19 protein-coding genes and 2 pseudogenes are annotated in these 22,154 nt (G+C 56.7%); 7 read left to right on the top strand and 14 right to left on the bottom strand.

The genetic code is table 11. The features are described from left to right. Window positions 1-78 precede the first annotated feature (78 nt). The 4 genes from mscS to epd form a co-directional block, all read right to left on the bottom strand. On the bottom strand, window positions 79-942 hold the full coding sequence (mscS, locus tag LZ634_RS14825; RefSeq protein ID WP_234506659.1) for a small-conductance mechanosensitive channel MscS: 864 nt from the start codon (window positions 940-942) through the stop codon (window positions 79-81). Between the two features lie 177 nt (window positions 943-1,119). Continuing rightward, a complete protein-coding gene (fbaA, locus tag LZ634_RS14820) occupies window positions 1,120-2,199 on the bottom strand; it encodes a class II fructose-bisphosphate aldolase (RefSeq protein WP_234506656.1) in 1,080 nt (359 codons plus the stop codon). Between the two features lie 87 nt (window positions 2,200-2,286). Next, window positions 2,287-3,450, bottom strand: coding sequence for a phosphoglycerate kinase (gene pgk / locus LZ634_RS14815; protein ID WP_052281974.1), 1,164 nt, complete (start codon window positions 3,448-3,450; stop codon window positions 2,287-2,289). A 39-nt stretch (window positions 3,451-3,489) separates the two neighbouring features. Continuing rightward, window positions 3,490-4,518, bottom strand: a complete 1,029-nt coding sequence (epd, locus tag LZ634_RS14810; RefSeq protein WP_234506653.1) for an erythrose-4-phosphate dehydrogenase — start codon at window positions 4,516-4,518, stop codon at window positions 3,490-3,492. A gap of 373 nt (window positions 4,519-4,891) precedes the next feature. On the opposite strand from epd, the gene LZ634_RS14805 reads away from it, so the two are divergent. From LZ634_RS14805 to LZ634_RS14785, 5 genes are read left to right on the top strand one after another with little or no spacing between them, the layout of a single operon-like run. Next, on the top strand, window positions 4,892-5,311 hold the full coding sequence (locus LZ634_RS14805) for a PPC domain-containing DNA-binding protein (protein WP_234506652.1): 420 nt from the start codon (window positions 4,892-4,894) through the stop codon (window positions 5,309-5,311). Window positions 5,312-5,333: 22 nt separating this feature from the next. Further along, entirely contained in the window at window positions 5,334-5,912 is a 579-nt protein-coding gene (locus LZ634_RS14800) for an ECF transporter S component (RefSeq protein ID WP_234506649.1), read from the top strand. After that, entirely contained in the window at window positions 5,913-6,620 is a 708-nt protein-coding gene (locus LZ634_RS14795) for an energy-coupling factor transporter transmembrane component T (protein ID WP_234506646.1), read from the top strand. Further along, window positions 6,608-7,285 (top strand): ABC transporter ATP-binding protein, encoded by a 678-nt coding sequence (locus LZ634_RS14790; RefSeq protein ID WP_234506644.1) that lies wholly within the window; start codon window positions 6,608-6,610, stop codon window positions 7,283-7,285. The genes LZ634_RS14795 and LZ634_RS14790 overlap by 13 nt, the downstream gene beginning before the upstream one ends. Further along, the gene (locus LZ634_RS14785; protein ID WP_234506640.1) at window positions 7,279-7,950 is read left to right on the top strand and encodes an ABC transporter ATP-binding protein; all 672 of its coding nucleotides are present in this window, start codon (window positions 7,279-7,281) and stop codon (window positions 7,948-7,950) included. Before LZ634_RS14790 ends, LZ634_RS14785 begins: the two co-directional genes overlap by 7 nt. Before the next feature lie 49 nt (window positions 7,951-7,999). Here the strand turns inward: LZ634_RS14785 and tkt are convergent, their stop codons facing one another. Then, window positions 8,000-9,991: a transketolase gene (gene tkt / locus LZ634_RS14780; RefSeq protein WP_234506636.1), complete on the bottom strand. Its 1,992-nt coding sequence runs from the start codon at window positions 9,989-9,991 to the stop codon at window positions 8,000-8,002. A 268-nt stretch (window positions 9,992-10,259) separates the two neighbouring features. On the opposite strand from tkt, the gene LZ634_RS14775 reads away from it, so the two are divergent. Both LZ634_RS14775 and LZ634_RS14770 read left to right on the top strand, forming a co-directional pair. After that, window positions 10,260-11,018, top strand: coding sequence for a M48 family metallopeptidase (locus LZ634_RS14775; protein WP_234506633.1), 759 nt, complete (start codon window positions 10,260-10,262; stop codon window positions 11,016-11,018). A gap of 389 nt (window positions 11,019-11,407) precedes the next feature. After that, a complete protein-coding gene (locus tag LZ634_RS14770) occupies window positions 11,408-12,676 on the top strand; it encodes an OprD family outer membrane porin (protein ID WP_234506630.1) in 1,269 nt (422 codons plus the stop codon). A 71-nt stretch (window positions 12,677-12,747) separates the two neighbouring features. Here LZ634_RS14770 and LZ634_RS14765 read toward each other — a convergent pair whose 3' ends face one another. The 9 genes and pseudogenes from LZ634_RS14765 to LZ634_RS14725 form a co-directional block, all read right to left on the bottom strand. Beyond that, window positions 12,748-14,388: a thiamine pyrophosphate-binding protein gene (locus LZ634_RS14765; RefSeq protein WP_234506628.1), complete on the bottom strand. Its 1,641-nt coding sequence runs from the start codon at window positions 14,386-14,388 to the stop codon at window positions 12,748-12,750. 13 nt (window positions 14,389-14,401) lie between these two features. Further along, window positions 14,402-15,871: pseudogene (locus LZ634_RS14760) on the bottom strand (aldehyde dehydrogenase). Window positions 15,872-15,880: 9 nt separating this feature from the next. Then, on the bottom strand, window positions 15,881-16,651 hold the full coding sequence (locus LZ634_RS14755; protein WP_234506625.1) for an aspartate dehydrogenase: 771 nt from the start codon (window positions 16,649-16,651) through the stop codon (window positions 15,881-15,883). A 9-nt stretch (window positions 16,652-16,660) separates the two neighbouring features. Then, complete coding sequence (locus LZ634_RS14750; protein WP_234506621.1) at window positions 16,661-17,455, bottom strand: SDR family oxidoreductase; 795 nt, start codon at window positions 17,453-17,455, stop codon at window positions 16,661-16,663. Further along, window positions 17,439-18,209, bottom strand: coding sequence for an alpha/beta fold hydrolase (locus LZ634_RS14745; RefSeq protein ID WP_234506740.1), 771 nt, complete (start codon window positions 18,207-18,209; stop codon window positions 17,439-17,441). Before LZ634_RS14745 ends, LZ634_RS14750 begins: the two co-directional genes overlap by 17 nt. 9 nt (window positions 18,210-18,218) lie before the next feature. Next, complete coding sequence (locus LZ634_RS14740; protein ID WP_234506618.1) at window positions 18,219-18,749, bottom strand: cupin domain-containing protein; 531 nt, start codon at window positions 18,747-18,749, stop codon at window positions 18,219-18,221. A 10-nt stretch (window positions 18,750-18,759) separates the two neighbouring features. Further along, a complete protein-coding gene (locus LZ634_RS14735; protein ID WP_234506614.1) occupies window positions 18,760-20,016 on the bottom strand; it encodes an MFS transporter in 1,257 nt (418 codons plus the stop codon). Window positions 20,017-20,042: 26 nt separating this feature from the next. Then, window positions 20,043-21,230: an NAD(P)/FAD-dependent oxidoreductase gene (locus LZ634_RS14730; protein ID WP_234506613.1), complete on the bottom strand. Its 1,188-nt coding sequence runs from the start codon at window positions 21,228-21,230 to the stop codon at window positions 20,043-20,045. Then, window positions 21,227-22,152 (bottom strand): annotated as a pseudogene (locus LZ634_RS14725) (VOC family protein). The gene LZ634_RS14730 and the pseudogene LZ634_RS14725 overlap by 4 nt, the downstream one beginning before the upstream one ends. Window positions 22,153-22,154 lie beyond the last annotated feature (2 nt).

Here is a 22,154-nt window from a genome sequence, read left to right as displayed (position 1 = left end):
TACCTAAAAAAATGGCTTCCCGAAGGAAGCCATTTATCGTCGTTTGCCTCTCACTGACCAGGCAATCGCACCGCTAATTTACGCCGATTCATTCTGCGTGTTTACCGGCTTCATATTCACATCGAGCTGCGGGTAAGGAAAACTAATCCCGTTAGCATCAAACTCGCGCTTAATCTGCTCCAGTACGTCCCAGTAGACGTTTTGCAGGTCGCCGCTCAGGCTCCAGGCACGCACCACAAAATTCACCGACGACGGCGCCAGCTCGTTTAAGCGCACGGTAATGTCGCGATCTTTCAGGATACGATTATCTGATTCCAGAATACGCGTCAGGATCTGCTTAACCTTATCAATATCCGCATCGTAAGAGACGCCAATAATAAACTCATTGCGACGAGCCGGTTCGCGAGAGAAGTTGATAATGTTACCGGCGATAATTTTACCGTTTGGAATAACGACAATCTTGCCATCCACTGTACGCATGGTGGTGGAGAAAATCTGTACGCTCAGCACGGTCCCTGCCACGCCGCCCAGGTCAACATACTCCCCCGCACGGAACGGACGGAACATCACCAGCAGCACGCCTGCGGCAAGGTTGGAAAGCGAGCCCTGCAGCGCCAGGCCGACGGCTAAACCAGCGGCACCCAGTACCGCGATAACCGACGCGGTCTGCACGCCAATACGGCCAAGCGCGGCGATCAGCGTGAAGGCGATGATGGCGTAACGCAGCATCGCGGAGAGGAAATCAGCCACGGTGGCGTCAATTTTACGCGCCAGCATCAGACGGTTGACGGTATTCGATACAATACGCGCCACAATCATCCCAACGATAACAATGGCAATTGCCGCAACGATATTGACGGCATAACTCAGCAGTAATTCCTGATTGCGCACCAGCCACGTACCTGCGCCATTTATGCTATCGACAACGTTTAAATCTTCCATTCAATATTCCTTATGGGAAACAAAAAGCGGCCTGAAAAAGTACAGGCAGGTATAAAGAGTAAACAAAAAATTAGCATTTTGCCAAATTGATCACATTTCTACACCTGACCATAACATTGAAAAGACAATAAAAAAGCCCGCCATAAGGCGGGCTTTTGCAGAAAAGTCGGTCTTTTCTTACAGAACGTCTTTCGCGTTCAGTTCAGTGAAAGCCTGTTCCAGACGGGCGATCATAGAGGTCTGAGCGGCACGCAGCCATACGCGTGGATCGTAGTATTTCTTGTTCGGCTGGTCTTCGCCTTTCGGGTTGCCCAGCTGACCCTGCAGGTAAGCTTCGTTTTCTTTGTAGTAGTTCAGGATACCTTCCCAGGTTGCCCACTGGGTGTCGGTATCGATGTTCATTTTCACTACGCCGTAGCTTACGGAGTCTTTGATTTCCTGAGCAGAAGAACCGGAGCCGCCGTGGAACACGAAGTTCAGGCTGTTGTGCGGCAGGTTGTGTTTCTTAGAAACATAGTCCTGAGAATCGCGCAGGATAGTTGGGGTCAGAACCACGTTACCTGGTTTGTACACGCCGTGTACGTTACCGAAGGAAGCCGCGATGGTGAAACGCGGGCTGATTTTGCTCAGCTCGGTGTAAGCGTAATCAACGTCTTCTGGCTGAGTGTACAGTGCAGAAGCGTCCATGTGGCTGTTGTCCACGCCGTCTTCTTCACCGCCGGTGCAACCCAGTTCGATTTCCAGAGTCATGCCCATTTTGGACATGCGGGACAGGTATTTGGAGCAGATTTCGATGTTTTCGTGCAGGGACTCTTCGGACAGGTCGATCATGTGAGAAGAGAACAGTGGTTTACCGGTAGCGGCAAAGTGTTTTTCACCTGCGTCCAGCAGACCGTCGATCCACGGCAGCAGTTTTTTCGCGCAGTGGTCGGTATGCAGGATAACTGGAACACCGTAGTGCTCAGCCATCTGGTGAACGTGATGTGCACCAGAGATAGCCCCCAGGATTGCAGCACCCTGAGGAACGTCGGTTTTCACGCCTTTGCCTGCGATGAACGCAGCGCCGCCGTTGGAGAACTGTACGATAACCGGTGCTTTAACTTTTGCTGCGGTTTCCAGTACGGCGTTGATGGAATCAGTACCGACGCAGTTAACGGCTGGCAGAGCAAAGTTGTTTTCTTTTGCTACCTGGAAAACTTTCTGTACGTCATCACCAGTGATTACGCCTGGTTTTACGAAATCAAAAATTTTAGACATGTTACGAGTCCTGTATCTTCGGCCTTGGAAAGGGGCGCGCCCTAAAGCGCGTTAATAATGGGGCAGGTTTCCCTGCCCTTAAATGGCTTACTTCTTAGCGCGCTCTTCGAGCATTGCTACTGCTGGCAGTACTTTGCCTTCCACGAATTCGAGGAATGCGCCGCCGCCAGTAGAGATGTAGGAAATTTTGTCGGAAATACCGAACAGGTCGATAGCAGCCAGAGTATCGCCGCCGCCTGCGATGGAGAACGCTTCGCTGTCTGCGATAGCGTTAGCCACGATTTCAGTCCCTTTACGGAAGTTAGGGAATTCGAACACGCCAACCGGACCATTCCACAGAATGGTTTTGGCGTTTTTCAGGATGTCAGCCAGTTTCTGTGCAGAAACGTCGCCCAGGTCCAGAATCTGCTCTTCATCTTTGATGTCGTTAACAGATTTCAGGGTTGCAGCCGCAGTTTCAGAGAACTCGGTCGCTACGCGAACGTCAGTTGGGACTGGGATGTCGCAGGTGGTCAGCAGACGTTTTGCTTCGTCAACCAGATCCGCTTCATACAGGGATTTACCGACGTTGTGGCCTTGAGCAGCAACGAAGGTGTTAGCAATACCACCACCAACGATCAGCTGGTCAGCGATTTTAGACAGGGAATCCAGAACGGTCAGTTTGGTAGAAACTTTAGAACCGCCAACGATAGCAACCATTGGGCGTGCTGGTTCTTTCAGTGCTTTACCCAGTGCGTCCAGCTCAGCGGCCAGCAGTGGGCCAGCGCAAGCGACGTCAGCAAATTTGCCGATACCGTGAGTAGAAGCCTGTGCACGGTGTGCAGTACCGAATGCGTCCATCACGAATACGTCGCACAGTGCGGCATATTTTTTAGACAGCGCTTCGTCGTCTTTCTTCTCGCCTTTGTTGAAGCGAACGTTTTCCAGAACAACCAGCTCACCGGCCGCCACTTCAACGCCGTCCAGGTAATCTTTCACCAGACGTACTGGAGCAGACAGTTTGTCTTTCAGATAATTAACAACCGGCAGCAGAGAGAATTCTTCGTTGTACTCGCCTTCGGTCGGACGACCCAGGTGAGAAGTGACCATCACTTTTGCGCCCTGCTTCAGAGCCAGCTCAATGGTCGGCAGAGATGCACGGATACGCGCGTCGCTGGTTACTTTCCCTTCTTTAACTGGTACGTTCAGGTCCGCACGGATGAAAACGCGTTTACCAGCCAGATCCAGATCGGTCATCTTAATTACAGACATGGTGAATCCTCTCGTTGATACTTAAAGTTTTGTCGACGCTCAAGCGTCGAGCCTGAAACCAATAGCTGCCATTGCTAACGTCGTGTCGAGCATTCGGTTAGCAAAGCCCCATTCGTTATCACACCAGACCAGCGTTTTGATCAGATGTGCTCCACTCACCCGCGTCTGCGTACCATCAACAATGGCACTGTGCGGGTCGTGATTAAAATCAGTCGAGACCAACGGTAATTCCGTATAGTCAACTATACCATGAAATGTACCCTGTGCTGCTTTTTGCAGCAACTGGTTGACTTCATGGGCTTTTACCGGCTTCTTCACCGTTACGCTCAGGTCAATCGCCGTCACGTTGATGGTCGGTACGCGCACCGCAATCGCCTCAAAATGGTCACTAAACTTAGGGAAAATACGGGCAATACCCGCCGCAAGTTTAGTATCTACCGGAATGATCGATTGGCTTGCCGCGCGCGTGCGGCGTAAATCCGGGTGATAGGCGTCAATCACCTGTTGGTCATGCATCGCGGAGTGAATAGTCGTGACCGTACCGGATTCAATGCCGTAAGCATCATCTAACAGTTTGATGACGGGAATGATGCAATTCGTGGTACAGGAGGCATTGGAAACAATGCGGTGTTCCGCGCGCAGTTCATGTTGGTTAACGCCGAATACGACAGTGGCGTCAAGATCGTTGCTGCCAGGATGTGAAAAGAGCACCTTCTTCGCGCCGGCGGCAATATGCGCTTCGCCGTCTTCGCGCGTACCGTATACGCCGGTACAGTCCAACACCACATCCACCGACAGTTCACGCCAGGGGAGCGCGTCTATTGAGCGCTCATGCAGAAGACGGATGGAATCGTCGCCGACGTAGAGCTGCTCTCGCTCCTGGCGGACATCCCAGGCAAAGCGCCCATGACTGGTGTCATACTTCAACAAATGCGCGATGCCGGCAGCATCGGCCAGTTCGTTGATAGCCACTACGGTAATTTCCGCACGGCGTCCGGATTCATACAAAGCACGAACCACGTTACGTCCAATGCGACCGAAGCCATTAATCGCTACGCGTACGGTCATAGGTCTCCTGCAAGGTTATCCCGAAGCAAAGTGGCTCACAGAGTAATGCAGCCACGAGTTCTGGGAAACCTTACCCGCCACAAACAGTGACTGATTGGTTAAATGTCGAACAAACTGCCAACTGAAACGCTTCAGCTAGAATAAGCGAAACACGGAATAAAAGGAATGATTGTCCAGTTACAGAAAGCGGTTATCTGACTTGCGTCACATTTTTGCGCAATGAGAAGGCCAATTTATTCCACATCCCAGAATTGTGCATAAGCGTAGCAAGATAATTTCGTTGCTGCGGCGTAAATCCTGATTTATATCAGAAAGCAAATTATCCAGTGTCGATATTATCACCGCCACGTCCGAGTCTCGGAGTCCCCCAAACATGATTGCGCCCCACTCTTCAACCGCTCGCTTTTATGCGCTTCGCTTACTTCCGGGTCAGGAAGTATTCGCTCAGCTTCACGAATTTATCCAACAGAACTCGCTACAGGCCGCGTGGATTGCCGGTTGTACCGGAAGCCTGACGGACGTCGCCTTACGTTATGCCGGTCAGGACGAAACCACCCTGTTGAACGGTACGTTTGAAGTCATTTCCCTTAACGGCACGCTGGAACTCACCGGCGAACATCTCCATCTGGCGGTCTCTGACCCGCAGGGGGCGATGCTGGGCGGCCACATGATGCCGGGCTGCACCGTGCGAACCACGCTTGAACTGGTCATTGGCGAGCTCAACGCACTGGCATTTAGCCGCCAGCCGTGTGCCGTCTCTGGCTATGACGAACTGGTTATTACTTCCCGATAAAATTCACTGATAAGAGGTTTTTATGGCGCGTCGCCAATTTTCCAGCCAGTCCCTGGCGCTGATTGTCATTGCTATCGCTATCAATATGGTCGGTGGCCAGCTCATCAGCATGTTGAAATTGCCCATTTTTCTCGACTCCATTGGCACTTTAATCAGCGCGGTGCTGCTGGGCCCGGTGGTGGGAATGTTAACCGGATTGCTCACCAACCTGCTGTGGGGGATCCTGACCGACCCTATCGCCGCCGCCTTCGCGCCGGTAGCGATGGTTATCGGTCTCGTCGCCGGATGGCTGGCGCGGGCAGGTTGGTTTCGCACCTTGCCCAAAGTGGTGGCTAGCGGCGTAGTGATTACCCTTGCCGTGACCATCGTGGCCGTGCCTATCCGCACCACGCTGTTTGGCGGCGTCACCGGCAGCGGCGCCGATTTATTTGTCGCCTGGATGCACTCGGCTGGTCAGGATCTGGTGGAGTCCGTTGCCGTCACGGTGATAGGGGCCAATCTGGTGGATAAAATTCTGACGGCGGTGATTGTCTGGGTACTGCTGCGCCAACTCCCGTTGCGCACCACACGTCACTTCCCGACGATGGCCGCCGTACGCTAAATGCATCCGTTTACCTCGCTGACCCTGTGGGCGCTCGCCGCGTGCTCCACGCTACTGCTGCCAGCCGGCATCGCGCTTAACGTTTACAGCGCGACGGTATTCCTGCTGTTGGTGTGTATGAAGGCCACGCGTCCTCGGGCAAAGTATGTGGTCTGGTTGATGGTTCCTTTGGGAATTGGCCTGTGGCTGGTCCACGGCGGTTGGCTAACGGAGTGGATTAGCGGGCAACCGCGCACGCCGGAACGCTGGGCCGATGCCACCACGCTGTGGCTGCGGATCCTGGCGATTGTCTCGACGTCGCAGCTTTGGATGCACTACGTCCCGATATCGCGGTTTATCCGCGCCCTGTTTGCCTCTCGCCTACCGCCTGGCGTTGCCTATCTGTTTGCCGGCCCGCTGCTGGTCGTTGAGCAGCTCAAACGACAGCTGGCGATTATTCACGAGGCCCAGCGAGCACGCGGTGTACCGCTTGATGAACGCTGGTATCAGCGCCTGCGTGCCATGCCCGCGCTGATAGTCCCGCTGACGCACAATGCGCTCAACGATTTGGTGGTTCGCGGTGCCGCACTCGATATGCGTGCTTTTCGTCTGCATCCTCGGCGCACGACCCTATGGGCTCCCGAGGACAGCGCTTTGCAACGTGCGGCCCGATACACCATGGTGCTAGCGATACTAATCGAAACAGGGGTATGGCTATGGTTACGTTAGAACAGTTTCGCTATCTACCAACCCATGCAGCGCGTCCATCGGCCAGTATCAACTTTCACTACGATGCCCCCGGCATGGTCGCTATTTTTGGCGATAACGGCAGTGGTAAAAGTACGCTGGCGCAGCTGATGGCCGGCTGGTATCCCGATTTTCTGCCCGGCAGCATTGAGGGTATTGGAAAGCTGCTGGGATCGCCCATCGGCCAGCTCTCGCTGGTCGAGCAGTCGCAAACCATTCAACTGGTCCAACAATCACCCTACCTGCAACTGTCGGGCTGTACCTTCAGCGTGGAGGAAGAGGTGGCTTTTGGCCCGGAGAATCTCTGCCTGCCAGAAGATGAAATTCTGCGCCGGATAGATAACGCGCTGACCCTGACGGAATGTCAGCCGCTGCGTCAGCGTCATCCGGGAACCCTCTCCGGCGGTGAAACCCAGCGGGTGGTGATAGCCTGCGCGCTGGCGATGCAGCCGAAGATTTTAATCCTCGACGAAGCATTCAGTCGCCTGACCGCCGGGATAACCGGCCTGCTCCTGGCGCGTCTGCAGAGCTGGGCACAGAAACAAGGCTCGCTGGTGATATTGTTCGAGCGCAACCGCACTCCATTCATCGATTTTTGCCAGCAGGCCTGGCAACTGCAAAACGGGGCATTGGCAACGCTATGTTGATTTTAAATGGAGTCAGTTTTCGCTGGCCGAATACCTCAGCACCTTGTCTGAAAGATATCTCGCTACAGCTTAACGCTGGGGAGTGGCTGGCGTTAACCGGTGACAACGGCGCGGGAAAATCCACGCTGCTGCGGGTGATGGCGGGCTTATTGTCACCGGAGTCCGGCACGATAACACTACACGACAGCCCGATTGCGCAACTGAAAAACCGTGAGCGCGCAACGCTGATTGGCGTGCTGTTTCAGGAGGCAGAAAATCAAATATTTCACAGCAATGTGGCAGAAGAAGTGGCCTTTGGCCTGCGGCTGCAAAAACTGCCCGCCGCGGAAGTTGCGCAACGCACCGCTGATGCTCTGCAATTGTGCCAACTGACAGACGTTGCCGAAGCGCACCCTTTGGATTTGCATACCGCCCAGCGGCGGATGGTCGCCGTCGCCAGTCTTGAAGCCATGGCACCCGCGATTCTGATGCTCGACGAACCGAGCCGTGATTTTGATGACTATTGGCTGACCGTATTCGAAAACTGGCTGGCGGTTTGCCGCCAGAGAGGAACCAGCGTGGTCGCCATCAGCCACGACAGCCGCTTTACCGAGCGCCACTTTCCTCGCGTGGTTCGCCTTGAAAACGGCCACTTACGCGCCGCCAACGCCTCACCTTTCGTGTAGACAAAAAAAAACGGGCCGCCTGAGCGACCCGTTTTCCACTGCCTTAAAACTACAGCAGCGCTTTCGCTTTCGCGACAACGTTGTCGACGGTAAAGCCGAACTCTTCGAACAGCAGCTCTGCCGGAGCAGACTCGCCGAAGGTGGTCATGCCGACGATAGCGCCGTTCAGACCCACGTATTTGAACCAGTAGTCAGCGATACCCGCTTCCACTGCCACGCGAGCGGAGACCGCTTTTGGCAGCACGGATTCACGGTAAGCCGCATCCTGCTTGTCGAATGCGTCGGTTGACGGCATGGAAACCACGCGCGCCTTCACGCCTTCGGCAGTCAGTTTTTCGTAAGCGGCAACCGCCAGCTCAACTTCAGAACCGGTCGCGATGAAGATAAGTTCAGGCTGACCCGCACAGTCTTTCAGCACGTAGCCGCCGCGAGCGATGTTCGCCAGCTGCTCTTCGGTACGTTCCTGCTGTGCCAGGTTCTGACGGGAGAGGATCAGCGCGGTTGGGCCGTCCTGACGTTCTACGCCGTATTTCCACGCTACCGCAGATTCAACCTGGTCACATGGACGCCATGTGGACATGTTCGGGGTCACACGCAGAGAAGCAACCTGCTCTACCGGCTGGTGAGTCGGGCCATCTTCGCCCAGACCGATGGAGTCGTGGGTATAAACCATGACCTGACGTTTTTTCATCAGCGCAGCCATACGTACGGCATTACGTGCGTATTCAACGAACATCAGGAAGGTCGAGGTGTATGGCAGGAAGCCGCCGTGCAGGGAGATACCGTTAGCAATCGCGGTCATACCGAATTCACGCACACCGTAATGGATATAGTTACCCGCGATGTCTTCGTTAATTGGTTTAGAACCAGACCAGATAGTCAGGTTAGACGGCGCCAGGTCAGCAGAGCCGCCGAGGAATTCTGGCAGCAATGGACCAAAGGCTTCAATCGCGTTCTGAGAAGCTTTACGGCTCGCGATTTTGGATGGATTGGCCTGCAGTTTAGCGATGAACTCATTCGCTTTCGCGTCGAAGTCTGCTGGCATATCACCTTTCATACGACGGGTGAATTCAGCCGCTTCCTGAGGGAAGGCTTTCGCGTAAGCAGCAAATTTCTCGTTCCAGCTAGCTTCTTTTGCCTGGCCTGCCGCTTTTGCATCCCACTGCGCATAGATGTCAGCCGGGATTTCGAACGGCGCATATTTCCAGCCCAGCTGTTCGCGGGTCAGTGCGATCTCAGCGTCACCCAGCGGCGCACCGTGGGAATCGTGAGTACCTTGCTTGTTCGGAGAACCGAAACCGATGATGGTTTTGCACATCAGCAGGGACGGTTTGTCGGTAACAGCGCGTGCTTCTTCTACTGCGCGTTTAATCGCTTCAGCGTCGTGACCGTCGATGCCGCGGATGACGTGCCAGTTGTAGGCTTCAAAACGCTTAGCGGTATCATCGGTGAACCAGCCTTCAACGTGGCCGTCGATGGAGATGCCGTTGTCATCGTAGAACGCAACCAGTTTGCCCAGTTTCAGGGTACCGGCCAGGGAGCACACTTCGTGAGAAATGCCTTCCATCATGCAACCATCGCCCATGAATGCATAGGTGAAGTGGTCAACGATGTCGTGGCCTGGACGGTTAAACTGCGCCGCCAGCGTTTTTTCTGCAATCGCCATGCCCACGGCGTTTGCAATGCCCTGACCCAGTGGGCCAGTGGTGGTTTCAACACCAGCGGTGTAGCCAACTTCCGGGTGGCCCGGAGTCTGGGAGTGCAGCTGACGGAAATTTTTCAGCTCAGACATCGGCAGATCGTAGCCGGTGAGGTGCAGCAGGCTATAGATCAGCATGGAGCCGTGGCCGTTAGACAGTACAAAGCGGTCACGGTCAGCCCAGGACGGATTTTGTGGGTTATGGTTCATAAAATCACGCCACAGGACTTCGGCAATGTCAGCCATACCCATAGGGGCACCCGGGTGACCGGATTTGGCTTTCTGTACTGCGTCCATGCTCAGCGCACGAATAGCATTAGCAAGCTCTTTACGTGAGGACATTTTGACTCCAGTTCGGACTGTTGAAGGCTAACCCTAACGCCACGAGGCGCGCACGTTACGGGCTGTGCCAGAAAAAAGTGCCAACAATGTAACCTATGCGACAAAGCATGTACATGGAGCATCCTTTTGCGAATTCAGAAATCTCTGGAACAGAGGTTAACGAGATGTAATCCACTCGCCCGCAACTGACGATATTCTTTATACTTAACGTCACTCTGGCGATACCATTCCAGGGCACTATCAGATAAACGACTTTGGAAGCACTCTCATGAAAAAACGGGCGATAGTTCTGGCTTTCGGCACGACTTTACTGCTTAGCGGCTGCCAGAATATGGATTCAAACGGCTTATTAAGTTCAAGTACCGGCGCACTGCAGGCGTTTTCCTTAAGCGATCAGCAGGTACAAGCCCTGAGCGATCAGGCCTGCAAGGATATGGACAGCAAAGCGACCATCGCTCCAGCCGGCAGCGACTACGTTAAACGATTGAATAAGATTGCCGCAGCCCTTGGCGACAACATCAACGGCCAGCCGGTGAACTACAAAGTCTACGTGGCGAAAGATGTTAACGCCTTCGCAATGGCCAACGGCTGCATCCGCGTTTACAGCGGTCTGATGGACCTGATGAATGATAACGAAGTCGAAGCGGTTGTCGGCCATGAAATGGGCCACGTCGCGTTAGGCCACGTGAAGAAAGGCATGCAGGTGGCCATTGGTACCAACGCCCTTCGCGCTGCGGCAGCCTCCGCAGGGGGTATCGTCGGCAGCCTGTCACAGTCGCAGTTGGGCGATCTGGGTGAGAAGCTGGTGAATTCGCAGTTCTCCCAGCGCCAGGAGTCAGAAGCAGATGACTATTCCTACGATCTGCTGCGCAAACGCGGCATTAACCCAACCGGCCTTGCCACCAGCTTTGAGAAGCTGGCGAAACTCGAAGATGGCCGTCAAAGCTCGATGTTTGACGATCACCCTGGCTCGCAGGAACGTGCGCAGCACATCCGCGATCGCCTGAACGCCGACGGAATTAAATAATCATTTTACCGGGGGCAATATTGCCCCCTTGCTATAATAAGCAAAAAATATTAAAAATAGCTAAACGGCATTAATTGATAATTTAAGCGCACAAACTGTTAAATACGATTAAATGTCAACCAGGAGGAATATATAAGCAACTCCCTCCGCTCTCAAACAGTCCTTCTAAAAATGAAAACAAAAATATATTAATTCTCTTCCAGAAAGACCTTTAACCATATTTTTAAATAGTCTACACCCTCTCAAAGAAACCCGTCGCTGCAAGCTCCGCAAGGCCAAGAGACGCGAAACATCCGCTCATACAGTGATTGCTTTTGACACGGTTTCAGGCGACTATCGAAATTGTAACAACACAATTCGACAGTGATATAAATAGAGAAGTTCCCGCCGTGAAAAATAAATTAGCCTTAATTGCCTTAAGTATTATTGCCTCTGCGCCAGCTTTCGCCAGCCAACAATCTGAGAGCCAGGGATTCGTTGATGACAGTCACCTGGATCTATTTTTACGCAACGCCTATATCAAACGCGATTACCGCGATGGCCTGCATGATAAAAGCGAATGGGGCCAGGGAATTATTGCCACCTTCGAATCCGGCTTTACTCAGGGCCCTATCGGCTTTGGCGTAGACGGTATCGCGCAGTACGCCGTACGCCTTGATGGCGGCCGCGGTAACAGCGGTGCAGGCGGCATTGATTTCTTTGCTCAGGACAACGATGGTCGCGCGAAATCCGACCTGGCGAAGTTTGGCGCCACCGCCAAAATGCGTTTCTCCAACACCGTATTAAGCTACGGTAGCCAGCGTCCGGCGCTGCCCATTATCACCGCCGACGAGTCGCGTCTGCTGTACGAAAGCTACACCGGGACCATGCTGACTTCGCAAGAGATCGCCGGTCTGGAAGTTAACGCCGGTTACCTGACCGACGAGCAGCGTAAAAGCGACGACAGCCACAACACCGGCCTGAAGAGCATTACCTTCGGCGGTGCCAGCTATCAGTTCAACGACCAGTTGAGCGGCGCGCTCTACGCTTCCCACGTGGAAGACGTCCTGAACAAGCAGTATCTTGGCCTGAACTACGCACAGCCGCTGGCCGACTCTCAGAAGCTGGTCTTCGATTTCAACGGCTACAACTCTCGCCTTGAGCAGGAATATGCCGATTCACTGGATACCGGCCGCAGCAACTCCATCTGGAGCCTGGCCACCAGCTACATCTGGGATATCCACACCTTCAAAATCGCCTACCAGCAGAGCAGCGGCAGCACCGGCTATAACTACGGCGGCTACCAGAACCATGGCGGCGTCGGCGACGGCGGCAATACCATCTGGCTGGCAAACTCCTACTGGTCTGATTTTAACGGCGAAGATGAGCGTTCATGGCAGGCGTCCTATGCGCTGGACTTCGGCGGTCTGGGCTTACCGGGTCTGAGCTGGACCACCGCCTACGTTCGCGGTGACAACATCAAGACGGCTGAGACCAGCAACGGTAAAGAGCACGAGTGGTTTAACCAGGTGCAATACCAGGTCCAGGACGGCCCGGCGAAAGATCTGAAATTCAAAGTTCGCTACTCGGTACTGCGTGTATCCAGCAATGCCAGCGACTATAACGTCAGCGGCAACGAAGTTCGCGTATACGTCGAATATCCGTTCAACGCGTTTTAAGATTTTCCCCACCGTTCGGTGAGAATAAACAGGCCCCTTTCCCGCCAGGGAGAGGGGCCATTTTTTTAGCCTTAGTACAGCGTCTTCTGCGGCGGCCCGGCAAACTTCAGCGCGCCAATCTGCCCCATTTTGACTTCAACCACCGATGGGCCCGGCATGGCGAGCGCTTCGGTCATCACCGCAGTGAAATCCTCCGCCCGATCCACGCTCCACGCCTGCAGACCAATCGCCTGCGCCAGCAGAGTAAAGTCAGGTGTATGCAGCTCATTAAAGTACTGGCGCCCGCCGAAATACTTATCCTGAATGCCGCGCATCACGCCGTAGCCGCCATCGTTCATGATAAGCAACGTCACGTTGGCCTTCTCCTGCGCCAGCGTCGCCAGCTCGCCGAGATTCAGACTCAGACCACCGTCACCAACCAGCCCAACAACCTTGCGCTGGGGATTGGCAATTGCGGTGCCGATTGCCATCGGCAGCCCCATGCCAATCGCCCCGGCTAACGAATGAATATTCATGAGTGGGCCGTTAGCGCGGAACAGACGGCTGCCCCACAGGCTGCCGGAAACGGTAATATCGCGAACCAACAGGCCATCCTCCGGCAGCGCCTGGGCGATGGCATCGTTGAGTTTGGCATACTCGCCGCACTGCTCACGCAGCCCCTCTTCGGCTTTCACCACCGCGCCGCGCACCAGCGCATCCCACTGCGCGTTGCCCCACTCGCGCCCCTGCACTCTGTCCGCCAGCGCCGTCAGCAGCGACGAGCAGTCGGCAATCAGCGTGTTATCCATCAAATAGTTGCGGCTGGCCGCCGCCGGGTCGATATCAATTTGCACGCGCGGATGCGGCAGTTCCAGCGTCCACGAGCGCGTTTCATTGCTGCGCAGCCGTGATCCGGCGACCAGCGTAAAATCACAGCCCGACATCACCGCTTCAACCGACGGCGAGTTGTGGAACGCCCGCAGGCTCGCGCGGTGACTATCCGGCAACACGCCGCGCGCGTGAGTACTGGAGATAACGGTCATCCCGGCATCCGCCAGCTTTTTCACCGCATCAGCGCAACCGAGCGCACCACCGCCCAGCCACAGCAAAGGCAGTTTCGCCTGCTTGAGCTGCGCCCACAGTGCGTCCACCACGTTGCTGTCCACACTCTCAACGCCGCGCGCTTTGACCGGCGCGGTCACCAGCGACAGCGGGATCTTCGCCCCTTGAATATCAATCGGGATTTCGACCGACACCGGGCCACACGGCGGCGTTTGTGCCTCCTGAATCGCCTTGTGCAAAATGGCGATAGCCTGATTGGCATTGCTGATGCGATAGGCGCGCTTCGAGCTGGCCTTGAGGAAGGTCAGCTGATCGCGGGTTTCGTGGATAAAACCGGTATCCGCATCCAGCCACGCTTTTTCCACCTGGCCGGTCAAATGCAGCAGCGGCGTGCAGGCATTCATCGCTTCCACCAGCGCACCCACCGCGTTGCCCGCCCCGGCACCGGTGCTGGTCAGCGCCACGCCAAGGCCAGAAAAACGGCCATGGGCATCCGCCATGGTGACCGAGCCCGCTTCGCCGCGCGCCGGCACAAAGCGGATGTTGCCACGCTGGCCGACCGCATCGGCAATCGGCAGGTTATGAATAGAGATGACGCCATAAATGGCTTCAACGTGATACTGCTCCAGCGTTCTGGCGATAGCGTCGCCGACGGTAATCATTTCGCTCATTGCTCACCCTTTCTTAGTCGCACCAGTGGTTGACGCCATTACCCGTCGCCAGATAAATGCTCTTTTGCTGCATCCAGGCTTTTAAGCCCTGTATGCCCTTTTCGCGGCCCAGACCGCTCTCTTTAAAGCCCCCAAACGGGGTCGAAATCGAAAAGACTTTGTAGGTGTTGATCCACACCGTGCCGACTTCCAGCGCGTCGCTTAAGCGCAGCGCCCGCCCGGTATCGCGCGTCCAGATACCGGCGGCCAGGCCGTAGATAGAATCGTTGGCTTGGGTAATGAGCGCCGCTTCGTTGCTAAACGGTATGGCAATCACCACCGGTCCGAAGATCTCTTCCTGACAGACGCGGGCCTGATTATTCAGCCCCTCAATAATGGTCGGCATAAAGAAGCTGCCCGCCGCCAGCGCCGGGTCGGCCGGAACCTCACCGCCGCACAGCACTCGCCCGCCTTCGCGCTTCGCCAGCTCGACATACTCCAACACGCTCTGACGATGCTTTTCATTGATAAGCGGCCCCAGATGGGTATCGGCGCTAAACGGATGGCCGACGCGTAAACCGCGGGTTAACTCCAGCAGGCGAGCCATCAGCGGTGCATAAACCTGCTCGTGAATGAACAGGCGCGATCCGGCAATGCAGGCCTGCCCGGCAGAGCTAAAAATGCCGTAGCAGATCCCGCGTGCGGCCAGTTCAATATCGGCATCTTCCAGCACGATGGTCGGTGATTTCCCGCCCAGTTCGAGAGAGGTAGGGATCAGTTTTTCCGCCGCCACGTGCGCCAGATGGCGTCCAGTGGTTGTGCCGCCGGTAAAGGAGATTTTTCGCACCAAAGGGTGGCGCGCCAGCGCATCGCCAATCACCGAGCCTTTGCCCGGCAGCACGCTCAGCAGGCCCGCAGGAAGCCCGGCTTGCTCAAAAATACGCGCCAGCTCCAGCGCCATCAGCGGCGTGGCTTCGGCGGGTTTTAAGATCACCGCGTTACCGGCGGCAATCGCCGGGGCGACTTTTTGCATCTCGCTGGCGATAGGTGAGTTCCACGGCGTAATGGCTGCCACCACGCCCAGCGGCTCATAGCGGCTCAACGTCAGTAAATCCTGCTGACGCGGGGTCGGCAGCTCGCCTTCCAGTTATTCGCAGGCAGCGGCAAAATAGCGCGCGGTACCCGCTGCGCTCATCACCAGCCCGCGCGCTTCCGCCAGCGGTTTGCCGTTGTCACGGCTTTGCATCCGCGCCAGCTCATCAACGCGCGATTCAATAGCGTCCGCTACCTTATGCAGCAACTTCGCCCGCTGGTGCGGCAGCGTATTACGCCACTGCGGGTCACGCCACGCGCGCTCTGCACACTCAACCGCTTCCTGCAAATCCTCAAGGCTTGCCGCATTCAGCGTAGCGTTGACGGAGCCGTCGGCCGGGAAATAGCTGCGCATCGCCTCTCCACCGCCGAGACGCCATCTGCCGCCAATAAAAATCGATAATGTTTCCATAACAACCTCTTAGCGCAGCGCCAGTTCACGGCAGGCGCGAACCGCGCTTAATGCTGCCAGGGTGGAGGTTTTAGGGTTGCTCGCCAGCGGCAACCCGCTGAGTTCCAGATGGAATTCGCCAAACAACCCTTTGACGTGAATGGTGTGGGTATTACGTTGAGTGGCCGGGTCGACCATCAGCTGCACCCGGGTTTCGTCCATGCCGACGCCGCCAAGCGCTACGGTCGCCGCCACGTTGGCATTGGCCGGAAACAGTCTGGCCGCCTCGCGGGCGCTGCCCTCAAAAAACACCTGCGCCTCAGAAACCGTATTGAGGTCGATAAGCTGCTCGGCGTAGCTGCCGCGCCAGCTGGCCGGGCTTTTACGCGACTGATAGGTCACGTGTTCCAGGCCACCCTCTTTCGCCGCCGCCAGACCGTCAATCCCCGCCACCGCGCCGGACAGCAGAGTTAACTGGCCCCCGGCATTCTGCAAACGTTGCTCCAGCGCGCTATCGGCCAGCGCACCGGTGGAAATCACCGCCAGATGCCAGCCGCGCGCCAGCACTGCTTCACCGTATTGCGCCACCGCCTGCTGGCTGGCACATTCCAGCACCAAATCCGGCGCGTCGAGGCATTCCAGCGGTGAACTCAGCGCTTCCACCGTAGTGCCAAACTGGGCGTGAATAGCCGCATGATGCGGTTCGCGCGCCACAATCCAGCCAATCGCCACCTGCGGCGGCAGGCGTTCAATCACCGCCTGCGCCATGGCACCGTAGCCAATTAACATGATCTTTTTCATGACGCGTCCTTAAAGGTGACGGCAGAAACCGCCGGAGACATCCAGCGCTGCACCGGTGGTAAACGAGGCCAGCGGAGAGGCGAGGAATAACAGCGCCTGCGCCGGTTCCTGCGGTTTGCCAAGGCGCGCCATTGGAATACCGCGCTTACGAGCGATTTCCGCCGTCCACTCCGTCCAGCCCTGGCTTTTATCACTGCGGTTCTCAAAGCGACGTCGCCACTGACCAGACTCAACCATCCCCAGCAGAATGGAGTTCACGCGAACCCCTTTATCCACCAGCTCTTTTGACAGCGTCAGGGTCATATTCAACAGCGCCGCGCGAGCCGCCGACGTGGCAATCATGTGCTCTTCCGGCTGCAGCGCCAGCAGTGAGTTCACGCAGGTAATCGACGCGATATCCGACTGCTCCAGCTGTGGCAAAAACGCCTGCACCGGGTTAATAACGCCAAACAGTTTGAGCTCCGCTTCATGCAGCCATGCTTCGCGTGGGGTATCGGCAAAATGCGCCACGTAGCCCTGTCCGGCGTTATTGATAAGCATGTCGGCGGCACCAAAGCGCGCGTTCACCGCGTCGGCAAACGCCTGCACCTCTTCACTTTTAAGCACGTCGCAGCAGCGAGAGAAAATCTCGCCTGCGGGGTATTCGTTTTGTAAGGTCGCGTGCGCGCTGGCGAGCCGGTCGGGATCGCGGCCGCAGAAGGCGACTTTTGCCCCCTCTCCCAGCAGCAGGCGCAGCGTTTCAAACCCGATGCCTGAAGACCCTCCGGTGACTACCGCTACGCGCCCATCAATTTGTGCATTCATCGCGCACCTCTTCTTTAATCCGTAAAAGCTGTTGATTGAAAAACTCGTGGTTATCGAGATAGCTGGCGTGCCCGGCCTGCGGTATCGCGGTGTACGGCATGGCGTATCGCAGCGCCAGCCCGTGTACCAGCTCCGGTTGGGTAATGGCATCCTGCTCGCCGCACCACACCTCAAACGCCCCGGCATAAGATTTCAGCCAGCCGTGAATGTCGTCGTGCGCCAGCATCCACGACGCCGCCAGATAGCCCTCGGAACGCAGCTTGCGCATCCCGGCGGCCACGGTGGCGATATCCGCTTCGCGCGCACCAGGGCGCAGCAGCTTCGCCGCGCGGGTCTGCGCCAGGATTTCGCCGCCTAACGCGATTTGCTGCTCGCGGCTGCGCCACACGTTTTCACGCTGCTCCGGCGAGCTTTGACCGTAGCCCTGCGCCGCATCGGCCAGCACCATGTGCAGCACGCGCTGCGGGTACTTCGCTGCAAAGGCGCAGGCCACCAGCGCACCGAGCGAATGGCCCACCAGCACCGTTTGCGTCACGCCGGCTTTGTCGAGTAACGCCGCCAATGCATCGGCGTAATCACCGGCATTGGCACGCGTCGCGGCTAACATCGGGCTTTCGCCATAACCCGGCATATCCCACGCCAGGACGCGAAAACCGGGGAGCGCCATCTGCTTATGCCACGAGGCGGCTCCGGAGCTAATACCGTGCAGCAGCATCAGCGGGATACCGGTTCCCTGCTCACGAAAACCCGTCATCATGCCCCCTTAGCTCCGCTTCACTTTGGACAGCGGGTGATCCGCCGGATAGGTCGGAATATGCGGCTTCTGCGTGCCGAGCATGACGCACATCAGCGCTTCTTCTTCGCCGTGGTTAAACAGCCCGCGGTAGATTCCCGGCGGAACAGAAATCAGGTCACGTTCGTGCAGCACGGTTTCGGTGTACTGGCCGCCGTCCTGGATCATCAGCGTGATCTGCCCTTTGAGCATGAAGAACACCTCTTCAACATCATCATGCAGATGCAGTGGCCCTTCACACTTCGACGGCAGCACCATCGTCGAAAAGGTGAAATGTTCGGCGGGAACGGTGTTGGTATCGCTCGCCACGCCGGTCGCCCCGGTGCCGATATAGCGCATCTGCGCGCGGCGATATTTCGGGTCGTAGTCGGCCTGGAACTTCAACGCATTCCAGTCGTATTTGCGCCCTTCGAAACGCGCGATACGCGATTCGACCCACTCTTCCATGGTCAGATGGTCAGGTTTAATGCCCGGTTTTGCGGTTACAGTTGAATCAGTCATGACACTCTCCTCAATAACGTCTTAGCAGCGGCAGTAACAGGAAGCAGCCCACCGCCGCCATCACCGCCAGAAAAATCAATCCGGAATCCATGCTGTGAGTGAACGCGATAAGCGCGCCCATTACCGCTGGCGACAACGCCCCAGCAAAGTTTCCCAGCCCGTTGAAAATCCCCCCCGCCGTGGCGCTCACCCGTGGATGCGTCGCTTTGGCTAGCAGGGCAAAAATGTTGGGCGCACCGGTTCCCCACATAAAGGTGCTAAAGCTCATCGCGGCGATAATCGCCAGCGGGGTATCGAGATGCATCACCACCGCCAGCCCAACACCGGCGCCCGCCATCGAGATAAAGCAGGCGGCGGCGCGTTTATCGACCCGGTCCGACAGCCATGCGCCAATCACTTCCCCCGCCAGCATGGCGATAAACGGCATCGACGAGAGCCAGCCCGCGTGTTCGAGGTGGATACCTTTGCCCTTAATCAGATAGCCCGGCAGCCAGCCGTTGATGCCCCACAGATAGGTCAGGAAGGTGATATTAAAGATGCAGATAATCCAGAAGTGCGGGCTGACGAACAGCTCGCGGCGCGCCGCCCGCCGTTCGTCTTGCGAGGTCTGGGTTGTCGCGGTTTTCGTCTCCAGACGAATGCCGCGCAGACCGATACGCACAAAAATCAGCACCGGCACGGTGAGCATGGCCATCACGAAGAAGGTGCTCTGCCAGCCAAAGGTGTTGAGCAGCCAGAGAGAAAGCGGGAAACCAATCGCCGCGCCCACCGGCGTACCGAGCAGCCACAGCATGGTAGCCCGCGCCTGCAGGTGCTGCGGGAAGTTGTGGCGAACGATGGCAAACGCCAGCGGGAACAGCGGCCCTTCGGCAATGCCGAGTAAAATGCGCAGCACAATCATCAGCGTGTAGTTATGGGTAAAGCCCATCGCCACCATCAGCACGCACCACACCGCCATCATGCCGGTCAGCAGGCGCAGCGGCGCAATCTTGTCACCGAGTCCGCTTAAAAAAACGGAGGAAAAGCCGTAGCTCAACAAAAAGGCGCTCATCAGAATACCAAGGCGCGTGGTGTCGAAATCAATGCCCATCGCCTGCTGAAAATGGCCGTCGGAAAACAGCGCGGCAATGCTGATTTTGTCGAAAAAGGCCAACAGTACGCAGGCCAACAGCGACAGCGGAATGGCCCAGCGAACGGCTTTTTCAGGCGTACGGATGCCCTCACCGCTCGCCTCAACCGGCGCGGTGTTCGTCTCTAATGTGGTCATTTATCCCCCCTGAGGGTGCGCGTGTTTTAGCGTAATGACATCAGTGAAAAGGTCGGGTCAGCGAGCGGTACATCCGACAAATCTCGTCCCGCCGCCATCCAGCGTTTTGCCAGCTTGACGGTGCGCGCATCGTTAAACGCCACCAGCTGCGTGAGCCGTCCGTTATCATCCAGCGAGAAATAAAGGGCATTATCGCGAACGATGGTTTCACTCCCCCGGGATGGGATCCCGAGGATCTGAATGTTGTATTGATATTGATCCGACCACAGCCACGGCGCTTCGTCATAGCCTGCGGCCTGCGGGTCGAGCATCGCTTTGGCCGTTGCCACCGCCTGGTTTTGCGCAAAGGCCCACGACTGAATACACAGGCCATAGTGATGATGCTGAGCCACGTCACCGGCGGCGAAGATAGCCGGATCAGAAGTACGCCCCTGCGCATCCACCACGATCCCCTGCGCGATGTTCAGCCCGGCATTGCGCGCCAGTTCGAGGTTGAGATCGACGCCGATCCCCACCACTACCGCGTCGAAGGTTTCGCGTTTGCCGTCGCATTGAATCACCGGGCGACCATTATCGTCCCCCAGCTCCAGCCCACCGCAGCCGGTGCGAATATCTACGCCCTGCTGGCGATGCATCAGCGCTAAATGCGCTGAAACATCGCGGCTGACCGAGCGCATGCACAGCGCCGGCTGCTGCTCGAATAACGTCACCGCCACGCCGCACTTGCGCGCCGAGGCGGCAATTTCCAGCCCAATCCAACCGCCGCCAATAATGGCCAGCCGTTGGCTTTGCGCCAGCCGCTGTTTCAGACGCTGCGCATCCTGCCAGTGGCGTAAGGTATAGACCTGCGGGTGATTAGCCCACGATGCGCCCGGCAGGCGTGCGCGGCCGCCGGTCGCGATCAGCAGCTGGTCGTAGGCCAGAGATTCGCCGTTGCTCAGGCGTACCGTTTTTGCCACGCGATCAATCACCTCAGCGCGCTGCGGGCGATACCAGCGCAGATTCAGATTCTGCTGCACCTCTTCGCTGAACAGACGCGGCAGCGCGGCATCGGGCTCCAACAGGGAGGCTTTCGACAACGGAGGGCGTTCGTAAAAATCCCACGCCTCTTCCGCCACCACGCAGATTTCGCCGCTAAAGCCTTCATCACGCAGCGTTTTTGCTGCCCAGCCGCCCGCCTGACCGCCGCCAATAATGACAATGCGCACCGTCATACCGCCTCCGACTTCTGCTGCTGGCGACGAGTATCATGATCAATCCCGCCTTCACCGCCCATTCGGTAAACGACACCAAAGAGTGCTCCAGCTCGCGCGGCTGCCAGTTTTCCGTCAGGTAGTCATCGTTGGTGTAGTACTCAAACGCGCCGCCGGTTGGGCTGTTGACGTACCAGAAATAGGCCGAGGAGACAGGATGGCGGCCAGGACCGATAAACGTGCTCCAGTCGTGCTTGTTCATGGCGATACCGCCGCCAATCACCTCATGTATATCACGCACGGTGAACGCCACATGGTTCAGCCCACGTTTCCGATTAGGCAACTGGAGTAAAAACAGGTTGTGATGGCCGCCGCGTGCGCCGCAGCGCAGGAACACCGCGCGGTTGATGTAGCGGTCAGAGACCTGGAAACCGAGCACGTCGCGATAGAATTTCTCCACCGCCGCCAGCTCTTCAACAAAGAACACCACGTGACCGACGTTAATCGGCTGGGCGCGTTGGTAAACCGGACTTGGGGTATCGATGCGGCGCACGTCGCCCCACTGATTAATCGGCTCAACGTTGAGTTCAACCGGCACCTGCTGGCTAACCTGCACCCGCAGCGTCATGCCGTTCGGGTCGAGACACTCCAGCGCGCCGTCCACTTCGCGAAAGCCCGGCTGAACCGCCAGTTTCGGTCTTAGCGCTTCAAGACTTTGTGAGTCTGCCACTGCCCATGTCATTCGGCGCAGGGTATTCCCGGCCTCAAAAGCCGGCGGAAGATCGGGACAATCGGTAGCGTTCAGCTCAACGCTCGCGCCGCTTAAGGTTGTAAAACGCTGGCCGCTGGCATCGCCGGTCAGGCCAAAATCATGCATAAATTTGGCGCAATGCGTCAGGTTATCGACGCCAAATTCCAGCTTTTCTATTCCAATCACGCTCATCA

This window comes from Kluyvera intermedia, assembly GCF_021440345.1.
GTDB classification, from domain to species: domain Bacteria; phylum Pseudomonadota; class Gammaproteobacteria; order Enterobacterales; family Enterobacteriaceae; genus Kluyvera; species Kluyvera intermedia_A.
The sequence above is the reverse complement of the archived record's forward strand: the minus strand, read 5'-3'. Positions and strand labels throughout refer to the sequence as shown.

Coding starts and splice junctions, on each gene's coding strand:
- LZ634_RS14805 (WP_234506652.1), top strand. CDS start 4,892: ATGATTGCGCCCCACTCTTCAACCGCTCGCTTTTATGCGCTTCGCTTA.
- LZ634_RS14730 (WP_234506613.1), bottom strand. CDS start 21,230: ATGACGGTGCGCATTGTCATTATTGGCGGCGGTCAGGCGGGCGGCTGG.
- mscS (WP_234506659.1), bottom strand. CDS start 942: ATGGAAGATTTAAACGTTGTCGATAGCATAAATGGCGCAGGTACGTGG.
- LZ634_RS14795 (WP_234506646.1), top strand. CDS start 5,913: ATGCATCCGTTTACCTCGCTGACCCTGTGGGCGCTCGCCGCGTGCTCC.
- fbaA (WP_234506656.1), bottom strand. CDS start 2,199: ATGTCTAAAATTTTTGATTTCGTAAAACCAGGCGTAATCACTGGTGAT.
- LZ634_RS14745 (WP_234506740.1), bottom strand. CDS start 18,209: ATGACGGGTTTTCGTGAGCAGGGAACCGGTATCCCGCTGATGCTGCTG.
- pgk (WP_052281974.1), bottom strand. CDS start 3,450: ATGTCTGTAATTAAGATGACCGATCTGGATCTGGCTGGTAAACGCGTT.
- LZ634_RS14735 (WP_234506614.1), bottom strand. CDS start 20,016: ATGACCACATTAGAGACGAACACCGCGCCGGTTGAGGCGAGCGGTGAG.
- tkt (WP_234506636.1), bottom strand. CDS start 9,991: ATGTCCTCACGTAAAGAGCTTGCTAATGCTATTCGTGCGCTGAGCATG.
- LZ634_RS14750 (WP_234506621.1), bottom strand. CDS start 17,455: ATGAATGCACAAATTGATGGGCGCGTAGCGGTAGTCACCGGAGGGTCT.
- LZ634_RS14765 (WP_234506628.1), bottom strand. CDS start 14,388: ATGAGCGAAATGATTACCGTCGGCGACGCTATCGCCAGAACGCTGGAG.
- LZ634_RS14800 (WP_234506649.1), top strand. CDS start 5,334: ATGGCGCGTCGCCAATTTTCCAGCCAGTCCCTGGCGCTGATTGTCATT.
- LZ634_RS14740 (WP_234506618.1), bottom strand. CDS start 18,749: ATGACTGATTCAACTGTAACCGCAAAACCGGGCATTAAACCTGACCAT.
- epd (WP_234506653.1), bottom strand. CDS start 4,518: ATGACCGTACGCGTAGCGATTAATGGCTTCGGTCGCATTGGACGTAAC.
- LZ634_RS14790 (WP_234506644.1), top strand. CDS start 6,608: ATGGTTACGTTAGAACAGTTTCGCTATCTACCAACCCATGCAGCGCGT.
- LZ634_RS14755 (WP_234506625.1), bottom strand. CDS start 16,651: ATGAAAAAGATCATGTTAATTGGCTACGGTGCCATGGCGCAGGCGGTG.
- LZ634_RS14785 (WP_234506640.1), top strand. CDS start 7,279: ATGTTGATTTTAAATGGAGTCAGTTTTCGCTGGCCGAATACCTCAGCA.
- LZ634_RS14775 (WP_234506633.1), top strand. CDS start 10,260: ATGAAAAAACGGGCGATAGTTCTGGCTTTCGGCACGACTTTACTGCTT.